The organism is Martinezella sp. CNPSo 3964, assembly GCF_057784375.1.
The window spans coordinates 41,588-67,587 of the sequence record NZ_JBXSOW010000014.1 but is presented as its reverse complement, the minus strand read 5'-3'; the positions used below and the strand labels follow the sequence as shown (position 1 = coordinate 67,587).

The 26,000-nt window shown below is 59.7% G+C and carries 29 protein-coding genes; 12 read left to right on the top strand and 17 right to left on the bottom strand.

The genetic code is table 11. The annotated features are described in order from the left end of the window. Positions 1-40 precede the first annotated feature (40 nt). The 4 genes from ttcA (at position 41) to AC13Q5_RS30565 (ending at position 3,717) form a co-directional block, all read left to right on the top strand. The gene (gene ttcA / locus AC13Q5_RS30580) at positions 41-928 is read left to right on the top strand and encodes a tRNA 2-thiocytidine(32) synthetase TtcA (protein WP_488504223.1); all 888 of its coding nucleotides are present in this window, start codon (positions 41-43) and stop codon (positions 926-928) included. A 73-nt stretch (positions 929-1,001) separates the two neighbouring features. Further along, complete coding sequence (locus AC13Q5_RS30575) at positions 1,002-1,829, top strand: inositol monophosphatase family protein (protein ID WP_488504222.1); 828 nt, start codon at positions 1,002-1,004, stop codon at positions 1,827-1,829. A 16-nt stretch (positions 1,830-1,845) separates the two neighbouring features. Beyond that, positions 1,846-2,670, top strand: coding sequence for an inositol monophosphatase family protein (locus tag AC13Q5_RS30570; protein WP_457889920.1), 825 nt, complete (start codon positions 1,846-1,848; stop codon positions 2,668-2,670). A 117-nt stretch (positions 2,671-2,787) separates the two neighbouring features. Continuing rightward, positions 2,788-3,717 (top strand): adenylate/guanylate cyclase domain-containing protein, encoded by a 930-nt coding sequence (locus AC13Q5_RS30565; RefSeq protein ID WP_488504221.1) that lies wholly within the window; start codon positions 2,788-2,790, stop codon positions 3,715-3,717. A gap of 14 nt (positions 3,718-3,731) precedes the next feature. On the opposite strand, the gene AC13Q5_RS30560 is transcribed toward AC13Q5_RS30565, so the two are convergent. From AC13Q5_RS30560 to grxD, 3 genes are all read right to left on the bottom strand, one after another. Beyond that, on the bottom strand, positions 3,732-5,015 hold the full coding sequence (locus AC13Q5_RS30560) for a multidrug effflux MFS transporter (RefSeq protein ID WP_488504220.1): 1,284 nt from the start codon (positions 5,013-5,015) through the stop codon (positions 3,732-3,734). 13 nt (positions 5,016-5,028) lie between these two features. Further along, positions 5,029-6,261, bottom strand: a complete 1,233-nt coding sequence (locus tag AC13Q5_RS30555; RefSeq protein ID WP_075850639.1) for a multidrug effflux MFS transporter — start codon at positions 6,259-6,261, stop codon at positions 5,029-5,031. Between the two features lie 139 nt (positions 6,262-6,400). Then, a complete protein-coding gene (grxD, locus tag AC13Q5_RS30550; RefSeq protein WP_047633128.1) occupies positions 6,401-6,736 on the bottom strand; it encodes a Grx4 family monothiol glutaredoxin in 336 nt (111 codons plus the stop codon). Positions 6,737-7,118: 382 nt separating this feature from the next. On the opposite strand from grxD, the gene AC13Q5_RS30545 reads away from it, so the two are divergent. Beyond that, positions 7,119-7,421 carry a hypothetical protein gene (locus AC13Q5_RS30545; RefSeq protein WP_457881139.1) on the top strand — a complete coding sequence of 101 codons (303 nt, stop codon included), beginning with the start codon at positions 7,119-7,121 and terminating at the stop codon, positions 7,419-7,421. A gap of 223 nt (positions 7,422-7,644) precedes the next feature. Then, the gene (locus AC13Q5_RS30540; protein ID WP_488504219.1) at positions 7,645-8,844 is read left to right on the top strand and encodes a hypothetical protein; all 1,200 of its coding nucleotides are present in this window, start codon (positions 7,645-7,647) and stop codon (positions 8,842-8,844) included. Here the strand turns inward: AC13Q5_RS30540 and AC13Q5_RS30535 are convergent. The 4 genes from AC13Q5_RS30535 to AC13Q5_RS30520 all read right to left on the bottom strand — a co-directional run bounded on the left by AC13Q5_RS30535 (position 8,830) and on the right by AC13Q5_RS30520 (position 13,631). Beyond that, a complete protein-coding gene (locus tag AC13Q5_RS30535; RefSeq protein ID WP_004108912.1) occupies positions 8,830-9,063 on the bottom strand; it encodes a BolA family protein in 234 nt (77 codons plus the stop codon). The two genes, AC13Q5_RS30540 and AC13Q5_RS30535, sit on opposite strands and share 15 nt — an antisense overlap. Before the next feature lie 14 nt (positions 9,064-9,077). Continuing rightward, positions 9,078-11,309 carry a phosphoribosylformylglycinamidine synthase subunit PurL gene (purL, locus tag AC13Q5_RS30530; protein WP_488504218.1) on the bottom strand — a complete coding sequence of 744 codons (2,232 nt, stop codon included), beginning with the start codon at positions 11,307-11,309 and terminating at the stop codon, positions 9,078-9,080. Between the two features lie 171 nt (positions 11,310-11,480). Further along, positions 11,481-12,089 carry an acyloxyacyl hydrolase gene (locus AC13Q5_RS30525; RefSeq protein ID WP_075850635.1) on the bottom strand — a complete coding sequence of 203 codons (609 nt, stop codon included), beginning with the start codon at positions 12,087-12,089 and terminating at the stop codon, positions 11,481-11,483. Between the two features lie 123 nt (positions 12,090-12,212). Beyond that, positions 12,213-13,631: an aminotransferase-like domain-containing protein gene (locus AC13Q5_RS30520; RefSeq protein ID WP_075850634.1), complete on the bottom strand. Its 1,419-nt coding sequence runs from the start codon at positions 13,629-13,631 to the stop codon at positions 12,213-12,215. A 42-nt stretch (positions 13,632-13,673) separates the two neighbouring features. Here AC13Q5_RS30520 and AC13Q5_RS30515 point away from each other — a divergent pair, with 42 nt between their 5' ends. Beyond that, entirely contained in the window at positions 13,674-13,982 is a 309-nt protein-coding gene (locus AC13Q5_RS30515; protein ID WP_457881142.1) for a DUF1127 domain-containing protein, read from the top strand. 48 nt (positions 13,983-14,030) lie between these two features. Here the strand turns inward: AC13Q5_RS30515 and AC13Q5_RS30510 are convergent, their stop codons facing one another. The 6 genes from AC13Q5_RS30510 to AC13Q5_RS30485 form a co-directional block, all read right to left on the bottom strand. Beyond that, positions 14,031-14,564, bottom strand: coding sequence for an AAA family ATPase (locus AC13Q5_RS30510; protein WP_488504217.1), 534 nt, complete (start codon positions 14,562-14,564; stop codon positions 14,031-14,033). Positions 14,565-14,645: 81 nt separating this feature from the next. Beyond that, on the bottom strand, positions 14,646-15,053 hold the full coding sequence (locus AC13Q5_RS30505) for a hypothetical protein (protein ID WP_075850631.1): 408 nt from the start codon (positions 15,051-15,053) through the stop codon (positions 14,646-14,648). A 119-nt stretch (positions 15,054-15,172) separates the two neighbouring features. Continuing rightward, the gene (gene purQ / locus AC13Q5_RS30500) at positions 15,173-15,844 is read right to left on the bottom strand and encodes a phosphoribosylformylglycinamidine synthase subunit PurQ (protein ID WP_113229767.1); all 672 of its coding nucleotides are present in this window, start codon (positions 15,842-15,844) and stop codon (positions 15,173-15,175) included. Between the two features lie 103 nt (positions 15,845-15,947). After that, positions 15,948-16,190, bottom strand: coding sequence for a phosphoribosylformylglycinamidine synthase subunit PurS (gene purS, locus AC13Q5_RS30495; protein ID WP_075850629.1), 243 nt, complete (start codon positions 16,188-16,190; stop codon positions 15,948-15,950). Positions 16,191-16,207: 17 nt separating this feature from the next. Beyond that, on the bottom strand, positions 16,208-16,972 hold the full coding sequence (gene purC / locus AC13Q5_RS30490; RefSeq protein WP_004108877.1) for a phosphoribosylaminoimidazolesuccinocarboxamide synthase: 765 nt from the start codon (positions 16,970-16,972) through the stop codon (positions 16,208-16,210). 267 nt (positions 16,973-17,239) lie between these two features. Then, positions 17,240-17,794: an RBBP9/YdeN family alpha/beta hydrolase gene (locus AC13Q5_RS30485; RefSeq protein WP_075851823.1), complete on the bottom strand. Its 555-nt coding sequence runs from the start codon at positions 17,792-17,794 to the stop codon at positions 17,240-17,242. Between the two features lie 168 nt (positions 17,795-17,962). Here AC13Q5_RS30485 and AC13Q5_RS30480 point away from each other — a divergent pair, with 168 nt between their 5' ends. After that, positions 17,963-18,763, top strand: coding sequence for a DUF2189 domain-containing protein (locus tag AC13Q5_RS30480; protein WP_075851822.1), 801 nt, complete (start codon positions 17,963-17,965; stop codon positions 18,761-18,763). A gap of 93 nt (positions 18,764-18,856) precedes the next feature. Further along, positions 18,857-19,372: a low affinity iron permease family protein gene (locus tag AC13Q5_RS30475; RefSeq protein ID WP_457881144.1), complete on the top strand. Its 516-nt coding sequence runs from the start codon at positions 18,857-18,859 to the stop codon at positions 19,370-19,372. Here the strand turns inward: AC13Q5_RS30475 and purB are convergent. The 4 genes from purB to AC13Q5_RS30455 all read right to left on the bottom strand — a co-directional run bounded on the left by purB (position 19,353) and on the right by AC13Q5_RS30455 (position 23,135). Then, positions 19,353-20,654: an adenylosuccinate lyase gene (gene purB, locus AC13Q5_RS30470; RefSeq protein ID WP_488504215.1), complete on the bottom strand. Its 1,302-nt coding sequence runs from the start codon at positions 20,652-20,654 to the stop codon at positions 19,353-19,355. The genes AC13Q5_RS30475 and purB overlap by 20 nt on opposite strands. Before the next feature lie 120 nt (positions 20,655-20,774). Next, a complete protein-coding gene (locus AC13Q5_RS30465; RefSeq protein WP_488504214.1) occupies positions 20,775-21,188 on the bottom strand; it encodes a hypothetical protein in 414 nt (137 codons plus the stop codon). A gap of 94 nt (positions 21,189-21,282) precedes the next feature. Further along, a complete protein-coding gene (gene rpe / locus AC13Q5_RS30460; RefSeq protein ID WP_075850625.1) occupies positions 21,283-21,969 on the bottom strand; it encodes a ribulose-phosphate 3-epimerase in 687 nt (228 codons plus the stop codon). Between the two features lie 80 nt (positions 21,970-22,049). Further along, a complete protein-coding gene (locus tag AC13Q5_RS30455) occupies positions 22,050-23,135 on the bottom strand; it encodes a branched-chain amino acid ABC transporter substrate-binding protein (RefSeq protein ID WP_075850624.1) in 1,086 nt (361 codons plus the stop codon). Between the two features lie 186 nt (positions 23,136-23,321). Here AC13Q5_RS30455 and AC13Q5_RS30450 point away from each other — a divergent pair, with 186 nt between their 5' ends. From AC13Q5_RS30450 to AC13Q5_RS30440, 3 genes are read left to right on the top strand one after another with little or no spacing between them, the layout of a single operon-like run. After that, positions 23,322-23,798 (top strand): flavin reductase, encoded by a 477-nt coding sequence (locus AC13Q5_RS30450; RefSeq protein WP_208621517.1) that lies wholly within the window; start codon positions 23,322-23,324, stop codon positions 23,796-23,798. Positions 23,799-23,817: 19 nt separating this feature from the next. Further along, positions 23,818-24,747 carry an AAA family ATPase gene (locus tag AC13Q5_RS30445; protein ID WP_488504213.1) on the top strand — a complete coding sequence of 310 codons (930 nt, stop codon included), beginning with the start codon at positions 23,818-23,820 and terminating at the stop codon, positions 24,745-24,747. A gap of 3 nt (positions 24,748-24,750) precedes the next feature. Beyond that, positions 24,751-25,998 (top strand): vWA domain-containing protein, encoded by a 1,248-nt coding sequence (locus AC13Q5_RS30440; RefSeq protein ID WP_488504212.1) that lies wholly within the window; start codon positions 24,751-24,753, stop codon positions 25,996-25,998. Positions 25,999-26,000 lie beyond the last annotated feature (2 nt).

Here is a 26,000-nt window from a genome sequence, read left to right as displayed (position 1 = left end):
CTTTCTGCTATCAGCGTGGCGAGATGCAAGGAATGACGGAATGAATATCGCGACCACGGTGAATGACGAAATCGATATAGAGGCTGAAGATGGCGGCTCTGCCGCGCATCCGATGTTTTCCGACGCGCCGCGATCCGTCTCCTTCAACAAGCTGCGCAAGCGCCTGCTGCGGCAGGTGCGTCAGGCTATGGATGATTTCCAGATGCTGAAGGGCCAGAAGCGCTGGCTCGTCGGCCTTTCCGGCGGCAAGGATTCGTACGGTCTGCTGGCGCTGCTGCTCGACCTCAAATGGCGCGGTCTGCTGCCGGTGGAGTTGGTCGCCTGCAATCTCGATCAGGGCCAGCCGAATTTTCCAAAGCATGTTCTGCCGGACTATCTGACGAAGATCGGCGTCACTCATCGCATCGAATATCGCGACACCTATTCGATCGTGAAGCAGAAGGTGCCGGAAGGCGCAACCTACTGTTCGCTCTGTTCGCGCCTGCGCCGCGGCAATCTCTATCGCATTGCCCGGGAGGAAGGTTGCGATGCGCTGGTGCTCGGCCATCATCGCGAGGATATTCTCGAAACCTTCTTCATGAACTTCTTCCACGGCGGCCGCCTGGCCTCCATGCCGGCGAAGCTGCTCAATGACGAAGGCGACCTGATGCTGCTGCGCCCGCTCGCCTATGCGGCGGAAGATGATCTCGCGAAGTTTGCGGTAGCCATGCAGTTTCCGATCATTCCCTGCGATCTCTGTGGCTCGCAGGATGGGCTACAGCGCAATGCGATGAAGGACATGCTTGCCGATATCGAACGGCGCATGCCGGGGCGCAAGGATACGATGCTGCGGGCTCTGGCGCATGTGAACCCGTCGCACCTGCTCGACCCCAAGCTGTTCGATTTCGCTGGCTTGATGACACAGGGATCGTCCAGCGATCCGGCGTAAATTCAGCGCTTTTGCCACACCGATGTCATCGAATCGGGCATAAGAGGAAGCCCTTTCAAAACAGAGGCTTCCGATGACCTTCTCCGATACGGATTTCGACTATGTGATGACGATCGTTGCCGAAGCGGCGTCAAAGGAAATCATGCCGCGCTTCCGCAATCTGGAGGATGGCGACATATCGGAAAAGACGTCGGCTATCGACCTCGTGACCGAGGCTGATCTTCTGGCCGAGCGCCACATCACCACGGCGCTGAAGGCACGTTTTCCAAACGCCTTGATCGTCGGTGAAGAAGCCTATGAGACCGACAAGTCCGTCGTGCCGGCGCTGACGCGTGCGGAACTGGCTTTCACCATCGACCCGGTGGATGGCACTTTCAATTTCGCGGCGGGATTGCCGGTCTTCGGGACGATAGTGGCCGTCATCGCCAATGGCGAGACGATCGCAAGCATCATCCATGATCCCGTGCTCGGCGACACTTTGACGGCCGTGAAGGGCGGCGGCACCTTCCTGCGCCGGCAAACCGGGCAGGCGAGGCGGCTCGCCGTTGCCGCACCCGCGCCGTTAAGCGCGATGACGGGCGCGATATCCTGGGGTCACATGGACGAGCCGGATCGGTCGCGCATTTGCGGCAACCTGTCCAGGACCCGCATGGTTTTCTCAGTGAATTGCTCGGCTTATGAATATTGGATGGTGGCTTCAGGCAAGTGGCACTTTATCGGTCATTCCAAGCTGATGCCCTGGGATCATCTTGCCGGCGTGCTGGCGCATCAGGAAGCAGGCGGCTATACCGCCAAATTCGACGGTACGCCCTACAGACCCGGCGAAACGACGGGCGGCATCATCTCTGCGCCGGATGAGGAAAGCTGGCGGATGATCCGTCGCGAGATTATCGGCGCCTGACGCGAAAGGAAAAAACATGACATCGCTCGTTGACGTTACCACGCTTGCTCATGTGCTGCGCCGCGCGGCACAGACGGAGATCCTGCCGCGGTTTCGCAGGCTCGGCAGCGACGATGTCCGCGCCAAGAGCGAGGCGACGGATCTGGTGACGGAAGCCGATGAGCGTGCCGAACATATGATAAAGGCCGAGGTTGCACGGCTTTGGCCGGAAGCTTTGTTCATCGGCGAGGAATCGGTTGCCGCCGACCCGTCGCTATTGACGAAGCTTGCCGACGCCGATCTTGCCATCATCGTCGACCCCGTCGACGGGACATTCAATTTCGCTGCCGGCATTCCGGCCTTCGGCGTCATGGCCTCGGTGGTCTCGAAGGGCGAAACCGTTGCCGGCATCATCTTCGATCCGATGGGCGACGATTGGGTGCTGGCGGAGCGCGGTAGCGGTGCATGGCTGCGCCGGCCCGATGGCGAGACGTTGCGTCTCAAGGTAGGGCAGCCGGTTGCGCTGGAAGAGCTGGTCGGCATGGCGGCCACCGGCTTCCTGCCCAAGGGAAAGCGCGCCGAGATCATGGGTAATCTCGCCAAGGTGCGCTACACGACCTGCTATCGTTGCGCGGCGCATGAATACCGCACGCTCGCGGGCGGCTATGTGCACTATCTCATGTACAACAAGCTGATGCCCTGGGATCATCTGGCGGGATCGCTGATATCAGCCGAAGCCGGCGCTTATGTCCGCCGCTTTGACGGTTCCGCCTATCTGCCGCATCATCTCGATGGCGGGCTGCTGATCGCCGTGGACAAGGACACCTGGGAATTGCTGCGGCGCGAGGTTTTTACCCTCTGAGGTGAGCCGCGCGCGCTACGATTGCCGGCGTGGCCCCTTGGAAAGTAACGGCTGGAGGGCTATCTTTGCTGCAACAGGCAAGAGCCTTGGTCGGCGCTTGCCGCGAGGATGAGACAAATGTCCGAGACGAGCCGCAAGCTGACCACCATCTTCTGCGCCGATGTGCAGGACTACACGCGCCTCATGGGGAAGGACGAGGAAGGGACGCTTTCGACCCTTCGCCGTTATCGCGACGCGATGAAGCGGCTGATCGAAGCGCATGGCGGCCGGGTGATCAATACCTGGGGCGATGGCGTCTTCGCCGAGTTTCCAAGCGTCGTCGAGGCCGTGCGGGCTGCAATCGACACGCAGAATGAGCTTGCCGGCTACAATGCCGTAACCGATCCCGACAAGCAGATGCTCTTCCGTATCGGCCTCAATCTCGGCGATGTGATCGCGGATGGCGACGATATCTATGGCGACGGCGTCAATATTGCCGCTCGGCTGCAATCGCGCGCCGTGCCTGGCGGCATCGTCATCTCCAACACCGTCTACGACCAGGTTCGCAACAAGGTGGCGGTCGGTTTCGATTTCCTTGGCCAGCTCGAGGTCAAGAATATCGAGGGTGGCGTGCCGAGCTATGCGGTGCGGATCGGTGGCGTACAGGTTGTCGATACCACATCCGATTATCACTCGGCTCCGAAGCCGGCTCCTGCACGGGCGCCTGAGCCTGTGGTGCAGGAGCCTGCGCTGCAGGACTGGCGCCGGAGCTACGCTGCGCCACTTATCGTCTGTATCGGGCTTGCCATACTCAACGGACTGACCTGGCACGGGGAGTTCTGGGCGAAATGGCCCATACTCGCCATTCTATGGGTTGCGGCGTTCCGCTATGTTCGCAGTAACAGGCAGATCGATATGGCGATCGCCAGCCTTGTCATCACCGGCATCGGCATCGTTATGATCAATCTTTTCACCTGGCACGGCACGCCTTGGGCGATGTGGCCCTTGTTCGGCCTTGCAATTGCCGCTGCGCTGCGCTGGGTCAGTCGCCCGCGCAGCGGTGTTTAAGGAGGTCACGTCGCTCAGACGTGACCCATACCAGGCTCCAGCGCCGGCGTATCGCCGGGATGGGTGAAGAGCTTGCCGCGCTCCGCCCAGAGCGTCGCCAGGATCGACAGCAGACCGAACACCGTGAAACCGGCCAGCAGCGGCTGCGCCGTGCCATCGAACATCTGGCCGACGATGCCGCCGAGCAGGACGCCGACCGTGGTGGAGACCGAGCTGGTGATGGCGGCTGCCGTGCCTGCAAGGTGTCCCATAGGCTCCAAGCTGATCGCCATGCAGTTGGTGGTGATCACTGCGAACATCATCAGCATCACCGAGATCAGCACGTAAATGAAGGTGAAGCTCGGCTGACCGAACATGCCGACGATGTAGCCGATGGCGCCCAAAACGGTGAAAACGATCATGGCAGCATGGGAAATGCGGCGCATGCCAAAGCTGCGGACGAAATAGCCATTGGCGAACTGTGCGACGGCCGTGCCGGCTGCCGTTGCTGCAAAGGCGATCGGGAACGTGTCCCCAAGACCGTAGACCTCGCCGAAAACCTGCTGCACGGAGACAATGTAGGCGCAGATGACGCCGGTATAGAGCGTCAGGCCGATCATGTAACCGCAGGTGATGCGGTTGGTCAGCACGGTCTTGAAGCCGGAAAGAACCGATGCGACCGAGAGCGGCAGGCGCTCTTCAACCGGCAGCGTCTCTTTCATGCGGAAGAAGGCGACCAGGAAAAGGCCGGCGCTGACGATGCCGAGCAGGATGAAAATCCACTGCCAGTTCGAATAGGCGACGATCATCTGGCCGACGAAGGGCGCGACCATCGGCATGATCATGAAGACGATCATGACATAAGACATGACGCGAGCCATTTCGCGGCCGCCGAAGCAATCGCGCACGATAGCAAGCGTGGTGATACGCACGGCTGCAGCACCGACGCCCTGCGCAAAACGCATCGCCAGCAGGGCAAACAGGCTGCCGCTCCACGCGGCGGCAAAGAGCGTCACCGTATAGAAGGCCAGGCCACCGAGAAGGATGTACCGTCGGCCATAGGTATCCGACAGGCTGCCGAAGAAAAGCTGGCAGATGCCGAATCCGAGGAAATAGACGCCGATGACGAGCTGGGTGTCATTCGGATTGGCGACATGCAGCGACTGACCGATATTCGGCAGTGCCGGCAGCATGCTGTCGATGCCCATGGAGATGCTGGCCGTCATCAGGGCGATCGTGAGGATGAATTCCACGATGCCAAGGCCGATGCGGCTGGAGCCGGACTGCGCCGGCTGCTGGGACTGAGGCGGGGTTGTCATTCGAATATGCCTGTCAATGTAAAGCGAGGGACTGATCGGCCGGCGGCGGTGCGTTATGTGGGCGGAACAGCCTTCCCTTCTCAGCGATCAGCACGAAGACGACACCAATAAGGGAAACGGTGAAATAGCCGATGACCATCGGTGTTGCCGTGCCGTTGTAGAACTGACCGATGCAGGCGCCGATCGATGCGCCGCCGACCGTGCTCATGAAGCCGAGTACGGAGGATGCTGTGCCGGCGACGTGGCCGAGAGGCTCCATCGCGAGAGAGTTGAAGTTGGAGCCGATCCAGCCGAACTGGAACATGGCCAGTGCGAAAAAGACCATGAACAGCGGGAACGGCATCGGCGCAGGCCCGTAGAGCTGCACCAGCAGCCAACAGAAGGTGATGGCGACAAAGCCGAGCAGGGCCGTGTGCGACAGCCGGCGCATGCCGAACCGGCCGACGAACTGAGAGTTGACGAAGGACGACAGGGCCATGAACGCGGCCACGCCGCCGAACGCCAGCGGCGTGTAGACGCCGAGGCCGTAGATATTGTTGTAGATCTGCTGGGCGGAATTGATGAAGCCGAACAACGCGCCGAACAGGAACGTGCTCGCCAGGGTGTAACAGAGCGCTACCCGGTCCGTCAGAACGATCTTGAAGCCTGAGGCAACCGACCTGACGGTGAGGGGACGGATATTTTCAGGCTTCAGCGTCTCGGGAAGTCGGAAATACATCCAGGCACCCACGAGCGTCGCCATGGTGCCGATGAAGACGAAGATCATGTGCCAGGTGCTGACGAGCATGATGATCTGGCCGCTGCCCGGTGCGATGACCGGAACGATCATGAAGACCATCATGATAAGCGACATCACTTCGGCCATCAGGCGGCCGCCGAAGACGTCGCGGACGATGGAGACCGTGATAACGCGGGTTGCTGCCGAGCCGAGGCCCTGGATGAAGCGGAGCGCCAGCAATCCGGCAAAGGACGGAATGAGGGCTATGCCGAATGCCGAAATCACGTAGATGATGATGCCAACCAGGAGCGGCTTGCGGCGGCCGAAGCGATCCGACAGAGGGCCGTAGATAAGCTGCGCCGAGCCGAAGCCGATCAGATAGGCCGTCACCACATATTGCCGGTGATTTTCATTCATGACGCCGAGGCTGGAGCCGATCTGCTGCAGTGCGGGGAGCATGATGTCGATTGCGAGCGAATTGATCGCCATCAGAAAGGCCGCGAGTGCGATGAACTCACGTTTGCCCATGGGCAACTGCCCATGGGACATAGCCTGGGATGTAGTCGTCACGGTTTTATTCCCATAAACATGTCAAGGCGCCGCCCGGTGGCAGCGCCTTATCGATCAAATTGAACTATGGAAACCGGACGAGGAGCCCGGTGCCCGGTCAGGCGGCGCCGCGAACGCTGATGCCGTGTTCCTGGAGGTGTTGCTGCAACTCGCCCGCCTGGAACATTTCGCGCACGATATCACAGCCGCCGATAAACTCGCCCTTGACATAAAGCTGCGGGATGGTCGGCCAATTGGAGTAGTCCTTGATGCCCTGGCGAATCTCGGCGTCGGCCAGGACATTGATGCCCTTATAGTCGACACCGATATAGTCGAGAATCTGGACCACCTGGCCGGAGAAACCACACTGCGGGAACTGGGGCGTGCCTTTCATGAAGAGAACGACGTCGTTGTTCTTAACTTCGTTGGCGATGAATTCCTGAATGCCGCTCATTGTCCAGTTCCTTTCACATGCGGGGTCAAGATCCGCAGCGTTACATCTGTTCCTTAAATAGCAAGCGGCCGACAAGATTTCCAGCCGCAAAACATACGCGCCGTCTTTTTCATCGCATGAATGGACTTCCAGTATCCATGGCTAAGGATGATGATGGAAATGGCTCATTGACCAGATTTTCTGAACAGTGCGTTTTGGAAATACCCCTTCAACTCCATGCCTGAACAACACACATGAATTCGAAGCAAGGGATGATTAATATTAGGCTGCTATCTAATTTACAAGCGGTCGGTATGTTTGTTAGAGTTCGTCGATTGATGCGGTTTGGCGCGTATCGGTCCCTTGTGAGCATTGCATTCGCATTTTTGAGGGAGCGGACTCCATGAGCCACCATCACTATTCAGACGGGCAGGTTGGTGAAGAGCGGGAATTTTATAGCTCTGAAGATACGAGTGAAGGCGAGCGGGAATATTACGAGCATGTGCGCACGCCACGGGCATCGATCCTAAACAGCACTGTGACCGTGGGTGCGATCGTGCTCATTCTCAGCATGGCCTTCGGCTATCGTGCCTCGACCGCACCGACGCCGCAACCAGCCATGCCGCCGATAGTCGAGAAAATCATGACGGCACCGCCGGTGGACCCTTGTGCTGAAGTCTCCCCATATCCGGGCCGGGAGTGCTGACATGTCGGAACCGTGGAGTTTTTACCCCTTGGCACGGCGAGCAAGCTGGCCGGGGACGATTGTGCGTCCGTTATGCGGGTTGACATGGTTGTAAACGTTTGTGCCTATCTTTTTGTTTTTCGGATGATTTGTTGCAGTCTGCCATGAAAAAGCCGGCAGGGTGTGTTCATGGCGATCTCCACTTCTTATGACTGATGCTGGCGCCCCGGGGACAGACTACAATATGAATCCTATCAAGAAGAGGGTGGTTCTCCACTTCCCTGGCTTCGAGCCGCTGGATGCTGCCGCGCATCGGGCTCGCTATGAGCGTTCAGCCCGGCAGAGTGCCGCCGCCTGGGATTTTTCCGTCTCCGTAGATGAGTTGAAGAATTTCGGTCGGGCGCCGTACTTCGACGTCATGGCGACGGCGGCGGGCTGGCATACCCAAAGCCGCATTCATGTCATCGACCATAATGATCTGGTTGCCGTCCTGAACGGCAGGCCATTCTTCACGCGGCTCATGCAGGGCTATCTAGCTGCCGCAAGAGTTGCCATTTCGGGCGGCATGACCGGTTATTTCCGCCATGCGTGGCGCTTCGGCCTGTTCTTCATCTTTCCCTTTCTGCTGATGCTCGCAGGGTTGATTCTCAGCCTGTCGATCGCATTTACGCCATTCCTCTTCGGGCTGCCGGCGTGGAGTCATATCGGCAGCATCGCGCTCGCGGTCTTCTTCTTCGTCTATGTCTTCCTGCCGCAGGCCGAGAAGCTGCATACTCTGCACCTTTTCTCCGACTGGGAGATGGCGGTCGCGATGGCAGGGTTGAACGGAATCGGCGCCGAACAATGGCTGGAAGCGAGCGCCATCAGCGTCCGGCAAGCCTTGGATGAGCCCGACGTCGAAGAATTCGTCATCTCCTCGCATAGCATGGGCTCGTCCGTGGCAGCTCACGTGGTCGGCCTGTTGCTTGAGCGCGAGCCGGAATTGCTGCAGGGCAAGCGCGTGGTGTTTACGACGCTCGGCAGCGCTATCCTGCAATGCGCCCTCATGCGGCCGGCACAGGTGCTGCGCTCACGCGTGGGGTTGATCGCGCGCTGCAAGGAGATCTTCTGGCTCGACGTGCACTGTCTGACCGATGCGATCCATTTTTACAAGACAAAGGTCGCCGCCGTTTGCGGGCATGAGGATGCTCGGCAGGCTTCGATCCTCTTCGTGCGGTTCAAGCAGATGTTGTCGGAGAAGCATTACAAGAAGATCAAGCGCGATTTCCTGCGGGTTCACCGGCAATATGTGCTCGGCCCCGATGTAAGGGCATTCTTCGATTTCACGCTGATGACGGCCGGTCCGCTGCCGGCCTCGGATTTCGCTGAATTCTCACCGAAGAGAATGCCGGAGCTGAGCTTCAACCCCGGCGAAGAGGCGCAGGCGCTCTCAGTCGGGCGCTGACGTCTGTAGCGCAAGGGCGTGCAGCACGCCGCCCATATTACCCTTCAGGGCATCATAGACCATCTGGTGCTGCTGCACGCGGCTCTTGCCGCGGAAGGCTTCCGCGACAACTTCGGCTGCGTAATGATCGCCATCCCCGGCCAGGTCGCGAATCGTCACCTTGGCGCCGGGAATGCCGGCCTTGATCATGTCTTCGATGTCGCCGGGGTTCATGGGCATGAGTGGTACCTCGATTATTCAGCGGCAGCGAGCGCGCTGCCGTCCATGAAGGCAGGAAACCACGATTCATGCGCCTCGCGCAACTGTTCAACCGGAAGCGTTAACAGCCCATCGACAACGAGCGCGTCACCGCCGACCGTACCGAGACGGCGGAAGGGTACGCCTGCACTTTCTGCGTTGATGCAGACGAAATCAGCGACATCGGCCGGAACCGCGATCACGTAGCGGGCCTGATCTTCCCCGAAAAGTGCTGCATGCGGTAGCGTCCGTCCTTCGCTGAGGTTGATGCGCAGGCCCTTGCCCGATGCCATCGCCATTTCTGCCAGGGCGAGTGCGAGACCGCCGGATGAGATGTCGTGGCAGGCCGTGACCTGACCATTGCGGATGGCGGAGCGGATGAAATCGCCATTGCGGCGTTCGGCAAAGAGATCAACTTCCGGAGCCGGGCCGTCGGTCGAGCCGATGATATCGCGAAGATAGATCGAAGAGCCGAGATGGCTGCCGTCGAGGCCGATCATGACGACATGATCGCCTTCCGAAGCGGAACCGATGCGAGCCATCGCCTTCCAATCCGGCAGCAGGCCGACGCCGGCAATGGTCGGGGTCGGCAGGATAGCGACACCGTTGGTTTCGTTGTAAAGCGAGACGTTGCCGGAAACGATCGGGAAATCCAGCGCGCGGCAGGCTTCGCCGATACCCTTAATGGCGCCGACGAATTGGCCCATGATCTCAGGCTTTTCCGGGTTGCCGAAGTTCAGATTGTCCGTTGCGGCCAGCGGCTCGGCGCCGGTTGCCGTAATGTTGCGCCAGCATTCCGCTACCGCCTGCTTGCCGCCTTCGAACGGATCGGCTTCGACATAACGCGGCGTGACGTCGGAGGAGAAGGCGAGAGCCTTGCTCGGATGGCCTTCGACGCGGACGACGCCGGCATCACCGCCGGGCAGTTGCAACGAGTTGCCCTGAATCAGCGTGTCGTATTGTTCGTAGACCCAGCGGCGGCTGGACTGATTGGCGGAACCAACGAGCTTTAGCAGTACCTGGCCGTAATCTTCGGGAGCTGCCACGAGATCGGCGGGCAGGGCGGCGCGCTTGTCGGATTCGCGCCAGGGGCGGTCATATTCCGGCGCCTGATCGCCGAGATCCTTGATCGGCAGGTTGGCGACTTCCTCGGCCTGATGGATGACGCGGAAACGCAGGTCGTCGGTCGTCTTGCCGACGATGGCGAAATCCAGGCCCCACTTGACGAAGATCGCCTTGGCGACGGCTTCCTTTTCCGGCTGCAGCACCATGAGCATGCGCTCCTGGCTTTCCGACAGCATCATTTCATAGGCCGTCATCTGCTCTTCGCGCACCGGCACCTTGTCGAGATCGAGTTCGATGCCGAGATCGCCCTTGGCGCCCATTTCGACAGCGGAGCAGGTGAGGCCGGCCGCACCCATGTCCTGGATGGCGATGACGGCGCCCGTCTGCATCAGTTCCAGGCAGGCTTCCAGCAGGCACTTTTCGGTGAAGGGGTCGCCAACCTGAACGGTCGGGCGCTTTTCCTCGATCGATTCGTCGAATTCCGCCGAAGCCATGGTCGCGCCGCCGACACCGTCGCGGCCGGTCTTGGCGCCGAGATAGACGACCGGCAGGCCGACACCCTTGGCCTCCGACAGGAAAATCGCATTGGACTTGGCAAGGCCGGCCGCGAAGGCGTTGACCAGAATATTGCCGTTGTAGCGTGCATCGAACTCGACTTCGCCGCCGACAGTCGGAACGCCGAAGGAATTGCCATAGCCGCCGACGCCGGCAACGACGCCAGAGACGAGGTGGCGGGTCTTCGGATGATCCGGCTCGCCGAAGCGCAGGGCGTTCATGGCGGCAACAGGGCGGGCGCCCATGGTGAAGACATCGCGAAGGATGCCGCCGACGCCGGTCGCAGCGCCCTGATAAGGCTCGATGTAGGACGGGTGGTTATGGCTCTCCATCTTGAAGACGACGCAGTCGCCGTCATCGATATCGACGACACCGGCATTTTCGCCGGGACCCTGGATGACGCGCGGTCCCTTGGTCGGCAGGGTGCGGAGCCACTTCTTGGAGGATTTGTACGAGCAGTGCTCGTTCCACATGGCCGAGAAGATGCCGAGCTCGGTGAAGGAAGGCTCGCGGCCGATCAGATCCAGAATGCGCTGATATTCATCCGGCTTGAGGCCGTGGGCGGCAATCAGTTCGGGGGTGATCTGGATCGAATTGGAAATGGTCATGGGCGCTCGAGGGTCCTTGCCTGGAAAGGGTTTGAAGGCCGGTCAGGGGATCGTGGTCTCTTTAGCGCAAGTCAACCTGTCGTGCGACAGGAAAATCACCGGCGCTCACAACACGCCGGTATTGATGCTGGGGAAATCAAGCGCGCGGCCATCGCCGACCGCCATGCGAGATCAGAACTTGTAGCCGACCATGATGCCGGCGCGCGTCATGCCACCGTTAGGTCCGTCACAGAGATTGGCGTGCGACGAGTGCGCGATCTGCGCCATCACGTTCCAGTGGTCGTCGAAATTGTAGCCGAGGCCGGCATATTCGTGGAAGAGCAAGCGACAGCCGAGCATCGGCCCGTGTTCTCTCCAATCGTCCAGATTGCCAGTGTGCACCGTGCCGCCAAAGCCGAGTTCGGTGAAGATGCCGTTGCTGTGGGTGAGCGTCCAGGAGAGGCCACCATACACCTGCGTCGCGGAGCCTGAAGTGCCGATCGATGTGCCGACGTGAATACGCGGATGGGTTAGCTGATCCTTCCAGTCGGCAGTAGGATTATAGCCGAACGGATTGAAGAGTACCTGGACATCCGGGAATACGCCGCTCTCGTGCTCGTTGCCGCTCTGGATGGAGCCGCTTGCACCGAAACGGAGTTCGTCGAAAATTTTGACTTGAGGGGCAGGAGTAGCCACCACCGTGTCTGCAGCGGTTGCGGCCGATTGACCTGCCACAAATACCGAACTGACTACCAGAAAACTCGAAACTAAACGCTTGCTCAAAAAGCCTGCAATAGCCATGCACTCCCCCTGGTGTGGCGGGCGAATCCTCATTCTTTATTGATAGAATGGTAGCGTGCTAAGTGTCGAGATAGCGAAATCGCAATTGCGCAAGATGTCTGTCGATAAATTGATAAGGCTTGCTTAAATGTGACTATCGTATCCTGATGAGCCGTTTTCCAACAACCTGCGTAAAGTCATGAAGCCCATGGCGACATCTTCTCGCTGTGGCGGTGACGAAAAAGCGACGCGGACCCTGTGGAAAACCCTGTCGATTCGGGCCGCCTTAAATTCATCTTCGTCATCAATGAGCACGCCTTCCGAGAGGGCAGCGTTCTTGAATGTGCCTGACAGCCAGGGTTCAGGCAGCTTCAGCCACAGGAACGGCAGATGCGGATGCGAGTTGAACTCGAAGCCTGATAATGCCTCGCGCGCCAATTGCTCGCGGGCCTTGATCTCCTCGACAGATCTGCGACGCAGTTCCAAGGCATGGCCGCCCAGCACGAGCCGGGCACAGGTTTCGGCCAGAATGAACGGCAGACCGCCGGTCGTCATCTTATGGGTGACCTTGATGCGCTGGGCGAAATGCGGCGGGCAGGCGACCCAGCCGCCGCGCACGCCAGCCGTTACGGATTTTGACAGGCTGCTGACGACGAAAGTTCGCTCCGGCGCAATGGTGGCCATAAGCGGGTTCTGGTCGCCGGTCATGCCGCCATACAGATCGTCCTCGATCAGCCAGACGCTGTGCCGGCGCGCAATCGCGGCAATCGCCCGGCGTCTTGCCTCCGGCATTGTCACCAGCGTGGGATTGTGGGCTGTCGGCATCAGGAAGGCGAGGCGCGGGTGCTGCTGCTGGCACAGGCGCTCAAAATCCTCGGGGATCATGCCGTGCTCGTCCGAATCCACCAGGATCGTGCGGCGTCCGAGCAGGCGCGCGGCGCGGCTGATCTGCGTATAGGTCAGGTTCTCGAAGACGATCTTGTCGCCCGGCGAGGTGACGGCTGAAATGACGGCAATGGCGCCGGCATGGGCACCGAGTGTCGGTACGATTGTCTCGATTGCCGGCTGCCAGCCGTTTCGGGCAAGCCAGATCTGTCCCGCTTCAAACCAGCTCGCCGGGAAGTTCCTCGAATAGGAGGAGATCTCCGTCTGGTGCTCGCTGCTGATGTCGGCGAAGAGCTTGCCGATGATCGCACCCTGCCCGATGTCAGGAGCGGCAGTGGTGTCGAAGCGGATCTTGGCGTCAGGCGTATTCAGGCCGCGAGTGCCGGAGAGTGCTTGGGTGATGGGATCGACGAGCTCGATCTGCTTGCCGTTCGAGCGCTCCAGAACATAGGTGCCGCGGCCGACCTCGCCAGCTACGAGGCCGCGTTCATGCACAAGTGCATAGGCTCTACTCACGGTGCCGATGGTCACACCGATATCGTAGGCGAGATTGCGTTGTGGCGGCAGCTTGGTGCCGGGTGGCAGAACGCCGTGCGTGATCGCGTTCTCGATGCTGTCGGCAACGCGGATATAGACCGGTCCGTTGCCACTGGAAATGTCAGGGAGCCAATTTGTCATAATGACAATTTCCTAGATTGTCCCTGTTGTCGAGTCAAGAGTATGAGTCAATTTGTATCGTTTGGCTCGATGCATCATAATTGTCACCGTTCTATGGAAATGAATATGAGTACAATAGATACAATCTGCTCGACCGAGGCGCGAGAAGCCCGTTCGGTGGGCATGGGGATTACAGCGGCAGAGCCAAGGCCGCATGTAGTTCGTCGGCTTTGGACATTATACCTGCATTGGCTGGAGAAGCGCGAAAGCCGGCAGGTCCTACGAGATTTGACGGACGATCAATTGTGCGACATCGGCCTGACGCGCCGCGAGGCAGCCAAGGAAGTCAAAAAGTCGTTCTTTTGGGATTGATGGGGTTGTCAAGCAGGCCTGCCCAACATCAGGCGCGGCCTGCGCTGCCTACCCAAGTCCCAGAATGGAAAGAACGAAGTCCGCACGTTCCCCGACGCTGACTTTCGGCAGAACATGAATTTCGTAGCCAAGTGTTGGGTAGGCAGCGCTCAGCCGGTCATATTCCGAGACGGCGGCCGAGAAATCGTGCCTCCGTTCGCGATCGCCGACATAGATCTCCGGCCAGGGCGGCGTCAGGAAGACATGTCTGCTGTAGCGATGCATTCGGCCGAGCGACGCCAAGACGGGCTCGCCCGTCATGTGTTCGAGTGCCGATGCTGCATCGATCAGCCCCCTGTCAAAGAAGACAGTACCCGGGAACGCGGTTGCGTCTTCGCGATCCTTTAGCGACATGGCGATTGCCCTACGTGCGAATGCCGGCGCATCGACCCACGGCAAGGCCGATCCATCGCCTTGCAATTCCTCGATGACGATGCGGCGGCCTGGTTCCTCGACGATGTGGTAACCGCGGAGCTTGAGCGCCTCTAAGAGCGTGGATTTACCGCCGCCGGAGCAGCCGGAAAGAATGATAAACCTGTCCATGACAATGATCCCTGGGTAAAGGGCACGTCATGCGCTGGCTGCGAGGCTTCCCCGAGAAGCGGAAAGCCTAGGGCCGTCGACCTAGCTGCAAGCCTTGGAGCCACCAGCCCAGCGATTGACGTCACCCGTGATGCGGCCGCCGGAAGCGCCTGACATCATCGGACCGAAGGCCTGCAGCTGCGCGGGATTGCCTTCCGCTTGCACAACGAGCGACGGCCGGCCGGTCGGATGTTTCTTGTCGACCACGAGGATGCGCGGGCGACCGGTGAAGGAATTGAGCTCGGGAGCGAGCTGATAGCTGGCAAAGGCCGGGTCCGAAGACTTGAACCAGCAGGCATTGGCATTGAGCATGATGCGCTCCATCGTCGACAGCGCGCTGTGATCGGTCGCGGTGATGCTCGGCGGACGCGGGCCGCACGAGGTGACCAGCAGCCCAAGCATCGCGATGGCAGCGGCGGAATAAAGTCCTGTCGGGAGGCGAGGGCGCATCAATCTCTTTCCAATGAAGCGGTTAGGGCTGGTCTGCCGAAGATGCCGGATCACTTTCCGGCGCCCTGCTGTTCTATTCAAAGACGCCGATTTTAAGGTTCCGATAGCGGGACGGCCTATCAGGCCGCGATCACGCCGAGCGCGGAGGCAAACAGGCCGCGGCCGTCGCTGCCGCCATGGGCTGCCTCGATCAGGTTTTCCGGATGCGGCATCATGCCGAGCACGTTGCCCTTGGCGTTCATCACGCCGGCAATGTCGTTGACGGAGCCGTTGGGGTTGGTGCCTTCGGCATAGCGGAACACCACCTGTCCATTATCCTCGATCGCCTTCAGCGTTTCGGCATCGGCAAAATAGTTGCCATCGTGATGCGCAACGGGGCTGCGGATGACCTGACCCTTGGCATAGGCGGCCGTGAAGTCCGTTTCGGCATTGACGACTTCCAGCTTCACCTCGCGGCAGACGAACTTCAGCGAGGCATTGCGCATCAGCGCGCCGGGTAGCATGCCGGCTTCCAGTAGGATCTGGAAACCGTTGCAGACGCCCAAAACCTTGACGCCCTTGTCGGCCTTGTCCCTGATCGCCTGCATGATCGGCATGCGGGCGGCGATCGCGCCGCAACGCAGATAATCGCCGTAGGAGAAGCCGCCGGGAATGACGATCAGGTCGACATCCGGGATCTCGGTCTCCGTCTGCCAGACCGTTACAGGCGCATGGCCGGAAATCTTGGTCAGTGCCGCGATCATGTCGCGGTCACGGTTGAGGCCGGGGAGTTGGACGACTGCTGATTTCATGATGCTGGTCCCGCAAGTGGCGAAGAGTAATCGCTGGAATTTGCTTCGTGAGCCATACCCCATTGCCTCCGACAAAGGAAGGACGGCTCGCGAAGGACGACAATCAGTCGATCGAAATGCTGAAGTTCTCGATGACCGTATTGGCGAGAAGCTTTTCGCACATGGCTTTCAGATCGGCTTCCGCCTTGGCCCTGTCGGTGCCTTCCAGCTCGAGATCGAAGACCTTGCCCTGGCGAACCTGATGGACGCCGTCAAAGCCGAGGGCGCCGAGCGCGCCTTCGATTGCCTTGCCCTGCGGATCGAGAACGCCGTTCTTCAGCGTGACGGTTACACGAGCCTTGATCACGATTGTCCTTCCTGAACTTACTTGACGAGAACCGGTCCCGTGCCACGCACGGGTTCGTTTTCATTGATGATGCCGAGGCGGCGAGCGACTTCGGAATAGGCTTCGAGCAGACCGCCCATATCGCGACGGAAGCGATCCTTGTCCATCTTCTCATGGGTTTCGATATCCCAGAGACGGCAGCTGTCCGGCGAAATTTCGTCGGCGAGGATGATGCGCATCATGTCGCCTTCGAAGAGGCGGCCGCATTCGATCTTGAAATCGACGAGCTGGATGCCGACGCCGAGGAAAAGGCCGGTCATGAAGTCGTTAACTCGGATGGCAAGCGCCATGATGTCATCGAGCTCGGCAGGATTGGCCCAGCCGAAGGCCGTGATATGCTCTTCGGAGACCATCGGGTCTTCGAGCGCGTCGGACTTGTAATAAAATTCGATGATCGAGCGCGGCAGCACAACGCCTTCCTCGATGCCGAGGCGCTTGGAGAGCGAGCCGGCGGCGACATTGCGCACGACGATCTCGAGCGGAATCATCTCCACTTCCTTGATCAGCTGCTCGCGCATGTTGAGGCGGCGGATGAAATGCGTGGGAATGCCGATCTTGTTCAGATGGCTGAAAATGTACTCGCAGATACGATTGTTCAGAACACCCTTGCCATCGATGACTTCGTGCTTCTTCTTGTTGAAGGCGGTGGCATCGTCCTTGAAGAACTGGATCAGCGTGCCCGGCTCAGGCCCCTCGTAAAGGATCTTGGCCTTGCCCTCGTAAATACGGCGGCGACGGTTCATTGGTATTGTTCTCTGTCTTTGGCGCTCATGGGACAGCGCAAGTGGATCGTATGTGGGCGTCCCCATAACGGATAAGAAGCGAATTCACAATCCGCCTGCGCCTCCTTCCTCGCAATTCCGGCCTCGGCGGGGTGCCAATGCTGGGAATCGGGGTGCTGTCATGGCCTGTTTTACAGGCTTTTATCTGACGATGGAATGAAGGTGCCCGGTACTTCACAGGCTAGTGAGGCGAGGCATGCCTCTATCCATCATCGCTTACCAATAATACTACGGCTTCAGCTGGCTGAGAAACTTGGCAAAGACCATCGTGCCTTCAGGCCAGGGGCCGTGGCCGGATTCGGTATTGATATGGCCGGCCTCGCCGGCATCGATCAGCATTGAGCCCCAGCTGTTGGCGATATCATCCGCATGTTCGTAGCTGCCGAAGGGATCGTTGCGGCTGGCGATCGTGATAGACGGAAACGGCAAGGGATCGCGTGGGTAGGGGCCGAATGTCATCAGGTGCTTCGGCCGAATCCCGGAATTGGCGACATCGGGCGGCGCGACGAAGAAGGCGCCTGCAACCTTGTTGCGAAAATGCGGGATCGCATGGATCACCGAGGGAACGCCGAGCGAATGCGCGACCAGTACGACGGGCTTGTCCGAGGCATTCACTTCTTCGGCAATGCGCGCCACCCAATCATCGCGCACGGGCTTCGACCATTCCGCCTGTTCCACGCGCCGCGCGGTGGAGAGCTTCTGCTCCCAGCGCGTCTGCCAGTGGTCGGGGCCGGAATTGGTATAGCCGGGGATGATGAGGATGTTTGCGTCGGAGGCTTTCATGATCTCGCCGATGTGGAAAAGGTGAACCCAACTGTCAAGGGAAAAAGGCGACAATTACGGCAAAATTTGCTAGGATTGCCGTTGCCGGTAGCGAATGACGATGTCGGCAGCCATTTTGCCGCCATCTTGCACCGCCAACCGAGCACCACGGTTGAGGAGGAGAGCATTATGACGGCCTTTCACGTCATGGGCGGAGCGGATCACACGTTTACGCGTCCCGCCATCCGTAAGATCGGTATCGCCGATCTCGTCGACGCCCTGAAGATGGGGCTGGACGATTTCAGCGAAAAGCCATCGCATTATGTCTTCTTGTGCCTGATGTATCCGATTGCCGGCATTGCATTGGCGATCTGGAGCACGGATCAGAACCTGCTACCATTGCTGTTTCCGCTGATGTCCGGCTTTGCCCTGCTCGGGCCGCTGGCCGCCATCGGCCTCTACGAGATCAGCCGGCGGCGGGAAAAGGGGCTCGATACGTCCTGGAGCCATGCATTCGACGTGCGCTTCTCGTCGGCCTTGCCGTCGATCATTGTCGCCGGCCTCATGCTGTTCGGGCTCTTCATCGTCTGGCTCGTCGTGGCGCAGAATATCTACTACATCTACTTCGGCGATGGTGTGCCGCCGACGCTGTCCTCCTTCATTTCGAGCGTGCTGACGACGCGCGAGGGCATGGCGATGATGTTCTGGGGCGATCTGATTGGCTTCATTTTCGCTCTCGTCTCGCTGGCGACAACGGTCATTACCTTCCAGCTGCTGCTGGACCGTGATGTCGGCGTCGTCGCCGCAATCGATGCCAGCATCCGGGCAACGCTCACCAATCCGGTTCCTGTTGCGGTATGGGGCCTGATCGTGACGGCGCTGCTCGTGATCGGTACTATCCCGATCTTTGCCGGGCTGGCCGTCGTCATGCCGGTCCTTGGCCATGCGTCCTGGCATCTCTATCGCAAGCTGGTAGCGGTTGAAGGCTAAGTGCTAGTGCGATCCACATAGGCGACGCGCCGCCATTGTTGGAACCGCGGCGCGGTTTCCTACGTTGATCCGCATCATCAGGAGATGCGGATCATGGCGCGACTTACGCATATTTTCACTCGCTTCGCAGTCGTTGTTTCGGAATGGACCGGCAAGCCGGCCATCTTCGTGCTTGCCCTGCTCTCCGTCGTTCTCTGGGCCGCTACTGGGCCGATCTTCGGTTATTCGGACACATGGCAACTGGTCATCAACACCAGTACGACGATTGTCACCTTCCTGATGGTTTTTCTGCTCCAGAATGCGCAGACGCGCGATACGCGAGCCATCCAGGCCAAGCTCAACGAACTCATCCTGACGAGCGCGGCCGAGAATCGCTTTGTCGGAATCGAGAACCTCGATGAAGAGGATCTGAAGCACCTCGATTGGCTGGTCGAGAAGGCGGCAAAGCGCCACCATGAACAGCACAAAGGCAAGGTTGGCGACAGCATCGAGCATAATCGCGCTATCGCAACCAAATCTGAGAACAAAAGAAAGAGGCGGCGCGTCAGCCGCACCGCCTCAGGAAAAGCGCAATCGAAAACGGGAAATTCTAGCCGAAAACCCGCTTGAAGATCGTGCCTACATGCTTGGTGTGATAGCCAAGGTCGAACTTCTCGCGGATGTCCTCTTCCGAAAGGGCCGCACGCACTTCCTGGTCAGCGAGTAGTTCCTCGAGGAAATCCTTGCCTTCTTCCCAGACCTTCATGGCGTTGCGCTGGACCAGGCGATAGGAATCCTCACGGGAAACGCCAGCCTGAGTGAGGGCCAGCAGCACGCGCTGCGAATGAACAAGTCCACGGAACTTGTTCAGATTCTTCATCATATTGTCCGGGTAGACGAGAAGCTTGTCGATGACGCTTGTCATGCGGGCGAGCGCGAAATCGAGCGTGACGGTCGCGTCCGGGCCGATCATGCGTTCGACGGACGAGTGCGAGATATCGCGCTCATGCCAGAGGGCGACGTTCTCCATGGCCGGGATCGAGTAGGAGCGGACCATGCGGGCAAGACCCGTCAGGTTTTCCGTCAGCACCGGATTGCGCTTGTGCGGCATGGCGGACGAGCCCTTCTGGCCCGGAGAGAAATATTCCTCCGCTTCCAGAACTTCGGTGCGCTGCAGATGGCGGATTTCGGTGGCGAGACGCTCGATCGAGGAGGCGACGACGCCGAGGGTCGCGAAGAACATCGCGTGACGGTCGCGCGGGATGACCTGGGTCGAGACCGGCTCCGGCTTCAGGCCGAGGGCGGCCGCGACATGCTCTTCGACGCGTGGGTCGATATTGGCGAAGGTGCCGACGGCGCCGGAGATGGCGCAGGTGGCGACTTCCTCGCGAGCGGCGATCAGGCGCTGCTTGCAGCGCTCGAATTCGGCATAGGCAAGCGCCAGCTTGACGCCGAAGGTGGTGGGTTCGGCGTGGATGCCATGCGAACGGCCGATGGTCACGGTGTCCTTATGCTCGAAAGCGCGGCGCTTCAGGGCCTCCAGCAGCTTGTCGATATCGGCGAGCAGCAGGTCGCTGGCGCGCACGAGCTGGACGTTGAAGCAGGTGTCGAGCACGTCGGACGAGGTCATGCCCTGGTGCACGAAACGGGCATCGGGGCCGACGATTTCGGCCAGATGCGTCAGGAATGCGATGACGTCGTGCTTGGTGACGGCCTCGATCTCGTCGATACGTGCGACGTCGAAGGTCGCCTTGCCACCCTTTTCCCAGATGGTGTCGGCTGCGGATTTCGGAATGACGCCGAGAGCGGCCAGCGCGTCGCAGGCATGGGCCTCGATCTCGAACCAGATACGGAATTTGGTTTCGGGAGACCAGATGGCGACCATTTCCGGTCGGGAGTAGCGCGGGATCATAGGCTCAAAGCTTTCTTGGCTGACGGAAAGGGAGAACTCGGCGCGCCCCCATAACAAAGACGGGCGGCAATCACAATGTTTCATGGGCACAATGTTTGTCGGAGCAGTCTTTTGAGCGCCTCAACGGACTTGTCGCGCAAGATAGGCCGAAACGACGATCAGGCATAGCAGGCCAAGCGGCAGAAACAGGATGAGGCCGAGGACGGCAAACTGGTAGACGGCGCTGGCGCCGGTGAAGAGAAACTGGAACGTCCAGATGAGTGAGCCGAACGGCGCGTGCCAGCGGGAATAGAACCAGCGATAGTCCATGGCGAAGAGAAATGCCGTCATAGCCACGGTGCCGATGGACAGCGCCAGGAAGAAGGCCGCGAAGCGGGCGCTGATCGGCCGCCGGCGGGTGAAACGCCGGGCAAGCGGCACGAGAACGGGCCAGGCAAGGGCGCCGCCAAAGAAATAGACGAGCGTGAGGGCGGTGAGGTGGCTGGTCAGAAGGCCATTGCGCAAATAGAGGGCAGCAAGTGCCGATGCGGCCATGGCCGCGCCCCAACCGATGGCGCCAGCGAAGATTTCCAAACAATGCGAGGCGACGGACCGTGTCCGGCCCGTCGCTGTAATGACATTGGTTGGATTAGTTTGATCCAACGCGGCCTCGTTCGGCGGCAGCCCGGAGATCGCCAACGGTCTGGCGATAGGCTTCAACCGATTCGCCCTTGAAGATGGCAGAGCCGGCCACGAGGACGTTGGCGCCGGACGCCGTGATGAGCGGAGCGGTCTCGACCGAGACGCCGCCATCGACTTCGAGCTCGATCGGCCTGTCACCGATCATAGACTTGGCGTTGCGGATTTTGTCGGCCATGGCGGGGATGAACTTCTGGCCACCGAAGCCGGGATTGACGGACATGATCAGGATCAGGTCGATATCGTCGAGCACGTTTTCCAAGATGGAAAGCGGCGTTGCCGGATTGAGGGTGACGCCGACCTTCTTGCCGAGATGGCGGATCGTCTGCAGCGAGCGATGCAGATGCACGCCGGCTTCGGCATGAACCGTGATGCGATCACAGCCGGCCTTGGCGAAGGCCTCCAGATAGGGGTCGGCGGGCGAGATCATCAGGTGGCAGTCGAAGGTGGCTGTCGTATAGGGCCGAAGCGCCTTGATGACATCGGCGCCGAACGAAATATTCGGCACGAAATGGCCATCCATGACGTCGAGATGGATCCAGTCGGCTCCGGCTTCGGTCACATCCTTGACTTCCTGTCCGAGCTTGGCGAAGTCTGCTGCGAGAATGGAAGGGGCAATGCGGATCGGCAAGGTCATGGGTAGCTGCACTCCATCTGTTTTTTCGCGTCTGGATTAGCACCGCTCTTGCGGGCGAACAACCGCCCGAACGGATCGCCTTAGTTCGACGGAGCCTTAACTCGCACGAAGGTGTTGCCACGCCATTCTTGCAGCCAATAAGGATTTTCGGTCAATTCGTGGTTAGGGCCGAACGTGAACACGTTGATTGCAGTCAGGAAAGACGTACCGACAAGCTCATCGGCTATAGACTTGTTTCCTGCCTTTTTTGCATCTTCCCCCGCCTGATTGGCGATCTGAGAGGCGGCCGCAGCCGGCAGAACATATCCATCCGGTTCGATACCGGCGGCGCGCAAATTTTGTACGTATGGCTGTGCTACGAACAGATTGGCATAGTCGGGCAGCGCAATTGCCTGCACACCTTCCAAAAGAGGTACCGGCTGATCAGCGGCGCGCATGGCATCGCCGCCCATGATGGTTAGCGGAATATTTTCGTTCTTGGCGTCACGTGCAATTACTGCGACATCGCTGCGATCACCGCCGATAAAAACGCGCGTGGCACCGGCCTTTTTGAGACGGCGCACAAGCGCGATCTGCTGGTCTTGGCCCGGCCTATAAGTATCCGTGAAGACGGGCTTCAGGCCTTTTTCCTCAAGAGCGTTGCGGATCGCCCCAACCAGCTCCCGTCCGTGGATCGTGCCGTCGTCGATCAGCGCCATCGGCTCTGCTGCCCAATTTTTCAGGATGGTGGTGATGGCCATCGCCGCCTCGGCACTATCGACCGGGGCGAGGCGGAAGAGTGGCCATCCATTCTTCAGTGCATCTTCCATGAGGATGCGCGAGCGCACGGAGACGGTAATCGCCGGAATGCCGGCTTCCTTAAGGCGCGGCAAGGCACCTTCCAGCGTTTCCGTGCAGAGAAAGCCGATTGCCACTTGCACCTTTGCCGCAATTAGGGCTTCGGCGGCGGCCCGGCCGCCATCTTCGGTACAGGGCTCGCCGACAATGGTCGCCGTGTTGTTATGCGCTTGTATGTCGAAATTGGCGCCGGCGATGATTTGTGCGCCGAGCGTCGCGAAATTACCGTCCTGCGGTGCCACGACGCCGATGTGGATTCCCGCGGCATAGCTGCTGCCGGCTGCCGAAAGCAGCGCAAACAGGAGCGGAAGGCGACGCAGAACGTTCATCGATGGAGTATCCCGGACAATTTTCCTGCCCTATTTATCCGTCTCAAGGGCATCGTCAAAGAAAAAGCAGCAAAATCGCTCTGTTTTCAATAATGCTATTGTAGAAAAGCTAACACCTGACCGTCATATTGAATGACAGGCAAGCACGACTCAACAAAGGAGACGGTGGTGCTAGACAGGCAACGTATGGACCCGGCGCTTTATCGCGATGCCATGAGCCGTTATGCGGGGCATGTGCAGCTGGTGACGACCGCGCTAGGTTCGGAACGACGTGGTGTCACGATCACCGCCGCCTGTTCGGTGTCGGATAGCCCGGCCACTGTTCTGATCTGCCTCAATAATAGCAACGCCAAGAACGAGATATTCTTCAAGAGCGGCATTTTTGCTCTGAATACCCTTGGTGCGGACCATCAATCCCTGGCCGACGCCTTTTCTGGAAAGACGCAGCTTACCGTGGACGAACGCTTCGCTGCCGGCAAGTTCGAGACGTTGGTGACGGGTGCGCCCGTGCTCAGCGATGCGCTTGCCGCTTTCGATTGCCGCGTGCTCGAGATCAAGCAGGCGTCCACGCACAACATCATCTTCGGCGAGGTGATGGCCATACGCTACAGCGAGCCAAAGCCGGCATTGCTCTATATGAACCGGGGCTATCACACGCTATAACCCCTGCAAGGGAGTTATCATGGCGGATCAGACATTACCTTCGCTGCCGAGTTCGATCGATGAGACGATGGCGCTGCTCGGCGCTCATGACTATCTGGCTGGACGCGCGCTCGGCACGGTTCTTTTTCTCGCGTTGAAGATGAAGCGGCCGCTCTTTTTGGAGGGCGAGGCCGGTGTCGGCAAGACCGAAATCGCCAAGGTCCTGTCGAAGGCTCTCGACCGGCCGCTCATCCGGCTGCAGTGTTACGAAGGGCTTGATGTTTCCTCGGCCGTCTACGAATGGAACTATCCGGCCCAGATGCTGGAAATACGGCTCGCCGAAGCATCGGGCCTCACTGATCGCGACCGTATCGAGGCGGATATCTTTTCCGAGCGCTATCTGATCCGCCGTCCGGTGCTGCAAGCGCTATCGGCCGTTGGCGGACGCGCGCCCGTGTTCTTGATCGACGAGCTGGATCGCACGGATGAGGCTTTCGAGGCCTTCCTGCTGGAAGTGCTGTCCGATTTTCAGGTGACGGTGCCGGAACTCGGCACGATCCGCGCCGCGGAGCCGCCGATTGTCATCATCACCACCAATCGAACGCGCGAAGTGCACGACGCCCTGAAACGGCGCTGCCTCTATCATTGGGTCGACTATCCGCAGGCCGATCAGGAGCTCGAAATCATCCGCCGCAAGGTGCCTGGCTGCAACGAAGCGCTCTCGCGGCAGATCGTCGCCTATGTGCAGAAGCTGCGCACGCTCGACCTTTTCAAGAACCCGGGGGTTGCCGAAACGATCGACTGGGCGACCGCCCTGACCGAACTCGATCGTCTGGCGCTCGATCCCGAAACAGTTTCTGACACTTTGGGCACACTGTTGAAATACCAGGATGATATCGCTCGCATCCAGGGCGCCGAGGGCAAGCGCGTCCTGGATGAAGTGAAATTGGAGCTGCTCGCAGCAGGTTGAGCCATGGAACCGGGTGGGCAAGATGGCACTATCGTAGCGTCGTCACCAGCCGGTGACGGGCACCTCGCCGATAATATCGTGCTGTTCGGTCGGACGCTGCGCAAGGCCGGGTTGAAGATCGGACCTGGTGCCATTGCCGACGCTATCGAAGCGGTCGAGGCTATCGGCATCGGCTCCCGCGACGAGTTCCATGCCGCCCTCTGTTCCGTCTTCGTCAAGCGGCATGAAGATCTTGCTGTTTTCGACGAAGCGTTCCGGCTGTTCTGGCGCTCGCGCGATCTGGTCGCCAAGATGATCGCGATGATGTCGCCTGTTGCCCCGGATCATCGCGAGAAGGAAAAGCCGAAGCCGGGTGAGAGCCGGGCAAGCGATGCCTTGCTGAACAATCGCAACGACCGGCAGCCGCAGCACGAGACGCCTGATGTCGAGATCGATGGGCGCTTTACCACCTCCGGCAGTGAGGTCTTGCGCCATCTGGACTTCGCGCAGATGTCGGCAGCCGAGATTGCGGTCGCCAAGAAGGAACTCGAAAAGCTGCGATTGCCGCTCGACCGGGTCCGTACACGCCGTTTTGCTCCATCCCTCACGCCGGTCAAGGTCGATCCGCGGGCGACAATGCGCTCAGCGCTGCGCACGGGAGGGGCGCTGATTCTGCCGCGCTTTCGGCGACCGAAGGAAATACAGCCGCCATTGGTCGTTCTCGCCGATATCTCCGGCTCGATGAGCCAGTATACGCGTATCTTCCTGCATTTCCTGCATGTGCTGACCGAGCGGCGGCGACGTGTGCATACGTTTCTGTTCGGCACACGCCTGACCAACGTGACACGGGCGATGCGCCACAAGGACCCCGATCAGGCGCTGGATGAATGCGCGGTGGCCGTGCGCGACTGGTCCGGCGGGACACGGATCGGCGAGACGCTGACGGAATTCAACAAACTCTGGGCGCGTCGGGTGCTGGGACAGGGCGCGATCGTGCTCTTGATCACTGATGGGCTGGAGCGCGAAGGCGTGGAATTACTGGCGCAAGAAATGGATCGCCTGCATCGCTCCTGTCGGCGGCTCATCTGGCTCAACCCTTTGCTGCGCTTCGAGGGTTTCGAGGCACGCGCTCGCGGTGTAAAAGCGATGCTGCCGCATGTTGACGAATTCCGTCCCGTTCACAATCTATTATCTCTGGCCGATCTCGTATCGGCCCTCACAGCCGGCCGCGCGGATACCTATGATCCGCGACGGTTTCTCGGCAAGCAATGAGG